This window comes from Ramlibacter sp., assembly GCF_028292805.1.
Taxonomy (GTDB): domain Bacteria; phylum Pseudomonadota; class Gammaproteobacteria; order Burkholderiales; family Burkholderiaceae_C; genus Ramlibacter.
This window is the reverse complement of the sequence record NZ_JAQGLS010000135.1, coordinates 1-2,889: the sequence shown is the minus strand read 5'-3', so window position 1 is coordinate 2,889 and position 2,889 is coordinate 1. Positions and strand designations below refer to the sequence as shown.

General features: G+C 68.3%; 2 protein-coding genes and 1 pseudogene. All 3 read left to right on the top strand.

Annotation, left to right across the window (positions count from 1 at the left end; genetic code table 11):
• Nucleotides 1-332: FtsW/RodA/SpoVE family cell cycle protein (locus tag JWP65_RS07880; protein WP_299762422.1), on the top strand; the 332-nt coding region annotated here is incomplete at its 5' end.
• Between the two features lie 55 nt (nt 333-387).
• Nucleotides 388-1,845, top strand: a complete 1,458-nt coding sequence (tldD, locus tag JWP65_RS07875) for a metalloprotease TldD (RefSeq protein WP_299762420.1) — start codon at nt 388-390, stop codon at nt 1,843-1,845.
• A gap of 691 nt (nt 1,846-2,536) precedes the next feature.
• Nucleotides 2,537-2,889 (top strand): annotated as a pseudogene (locus tag JWP65_RS07870) (3-deoxy-7-phosphoheptulonate synthase); the annotation flags it as partial.

Sequence of the window (2,889 nt, the reverse complement as noted above, 5' to 3'; positions counted from 1 at the left end):
GCACCACCGACTTCATCTTCGCCGCCTTCTCCGAGGAGTTCGGCCTGGTCGGCAACCTGTGCCTGATCGCCGCCTTCCTGTTCCTGATCATGCGCGGGCTGGCCATCGCGCTGGAGGCGCCCAGCATGTTCTCGCGGCTGCTGGGCGGTGCGATGACCATGATCTTCTTTACCTACGCCTTCGTGAACATGGGCATGGTCAGCGGCATCCTGCCGGTGGTGGGTGTGCCGCTGCCCTTCATCAGCTACGGCGGCACCGCGATGCTGACGCTGGGCATGGCGCTGGGCGTGCTGATGTCGATCTCCAAGGCCAGGCGCCTGGTACAGAGCTGAGGCACCCTTCGTCCACGCGCCGGCACGGGCAAAAGGGGCGGCCTACAATGGGCCGATGATCGCCCGCGAACCCACCATCGAGCGCCTGGCCACCGCCCGCGCCCTGCTGCTCGAACCCTTCGGCCTCGACGAAACCCACCTCATCCGCGCGCTGGCGGAGATCCGCGCCCACAAGGTCGACGACGCCGACCTGTACTTCCAGTACACGCGCAGCGAAGGCTGGAGCCTGGAAGAAGGCATCGTCAAGACCGGCAGCTTCAGCATCGACCAGGGCGTCGGCGTGCGCGCCGTCAGCGGCGAGAAGACGGCCTTTGCCTACTCGGACGACATCTCGGAAGCCTCGCTGCTGGATGCGGCGCGCACGGTGCGCTCCATCGCCGCCGTCAACGGCGGCCGGGTCAAGGTGGCCACGCCGAAGGTGGCGGGCAGCCGCTCGCTCTACAACGGCCTGGACCCGATCGCCAGCCTCGACAGCACCGCCAAGGTGGAACTGCTGGGCCGCGTCGAGCAGATGGCCCGCGCCAAGGACCCGCGCGTGGCGCAGGTGATGGCCGGCCTGGCCGCCGAATTCGACGTGGTGCTGGTGGCGCGTGCCGACGGCACCATGGCCGCCGACGTGCGGCCGCTGGTGCGCGTGTCGGTGACGGTGATCGCCGAGCAGAACGGCCGCCGCGAGATGGGCTCGGGCGGCGGCGGCGGCCGCTTCGGGCTGGCTTATTTCACCGATGCGCAGCTGCAAAGCTACGTCGACGACGCCGTGGCGGCGGCGCTGACCAACCTCGAGGCCCGGCCCGCGCCGGCCGGCGAGATGACCGTGGTGCTCGGGCCGGGCTGGCCCGGCATCCTGCTGCACGAAGCGGTGGGCCACGGCCTGGAAGGCGACTTCAACCGCAAGGGCTCCAGCGCCTTCAGCGGCAAGATCGGCCAGCGGGTGGCGGCCAAGGGCGTGACGGTGCTGGACGACGGAACCATCGCCGACCGGCGCGGCTCGCTCAACGTGGACGACGAAGGCAACCCCAGCCAGCGCAACGTGCTGATCGAAGACGGCATCCTGCGCGGCTACATCCAGGATTCGATGAACGCCCGGCTGATGGGCGTCAAGCCCACCGGCAACGGCCGGCGCGAAAGCTACGCCCACATCCCGATGCCGCGCATGACCAACACCTACATGCTGGCGGGCGGCAGGGCGCCGGACGAGATCGTGGCCAGCATCAAGAAGGGCCTGTACGCCACCAACTTCGGCGGCGGCCAGGTCGACATCACCTCGGGCAAGTTCGTGTTCTCGGCGAGCGAGGCTTACTGGGTGGAAAACGGCAAGATCCAGTACCCGGTCAAGGGCGCGACGATCGTGGGCAACGGGCCCGACGCCCTGACCCGCATCAGCATGATCGGCAACGACATGAAGCTGGACTCCGGTGTGGGCACCTGCGGCAAGGAAGGCCAGAGCGTGCCGGTGGGGGTGGGCCAGCCGACGCTGCGCATCGACGGCCTGACGGTCGGCGGCACCGCCTGATACCGCCCGTTGGCGAGGCTGTCGCCCCGCCGCACCAGGGCGCGGGGGTGCCGCCTCGGTGCTGTCCCCGCCGCTGGCGCTGCAATAGCGGCCAGCGCCGTGAGCTGGCCGACTTCCCGCCTGCCGGTCGACCGCTCGAACAACCTGCCGAGCATCGACATCTTTCGGCGACCTGAGCAACTTCCTGCGTGCCGCGGTGGCGGCCGAGGACGGCCGCATCTTTTCCAAAAGCATGGACCACCTGGCGCCCATGCCGAGGCGGTGCTGGCCCAACTGCGACTCAGCCGCGGCCGCGAAGCAGTCGCGTCGCTGTGATGGACAGCTGACCGTGCTGCGCGACCACCGCCCGCCTGTGGTGGGGCGCGGCGGGGCGCGGCCCGGCGCGGCCGATCGAATACGCCTGCTACCTGCAGGCGCTGAACACCTTCCGGCCCGCCTCCTCGTGAACGGGGCGCCTGCAGCGGCCCGGCATCGCCGCGTGCCGCGGTGGCACTTGCCAAGACGCTGTGCTACATTCGTTGCATGTGTTCCGTTCGCGGTTTCTTTTTTGGGTATTTCTGGTTCTCAAGCGCCCCCGGCGGAAGAGAGATCTGAGCGTACCCGCAAGAAACGCAACGAACCTTTCAAGAACCGCCGGTCCCCCGGCGGTTTTTTTTTGGCCCGCGTTTTCACACCTTTTCGAAAGCACGTCATGAGTTCCAACGCCTCCGCTACCGATGCCTGGTATGCGCACCCCGCCGACAAGACCAGCAACACCGACGACGAGCGCATCAAGGACATCACCGTGCTACCTCCGCCCGAACACCTGATCCGCTTTTTCCCCATCCGCGGCACGCCGGTGGAGACGCTGATCAGCCGCACCCGCCGCGCCATCCACGAGATCATCGAAGGCGCCGACGACCGGCTGCTGGTGGTGATCGGCCCGTGCTCGATCCACGACCCGGACGCCGCGCTGGAGTACGCGCGCAAGCTCAAGTCCGTGCGGGAGAAGCACGCCGACACGCTGGAGGTGGTGATGCGCGTGTACTTCGAAAAGCCCCGCAC

Excerpts from the sequence above, each read along its gene's own strand:
- tldD (WP_299762420.1), top strand. The coding sequence starts at position 388 with ATGATCGCCCGCGAACCCACCATCGAGCGCCTGGCCACCGCCCGCGCC.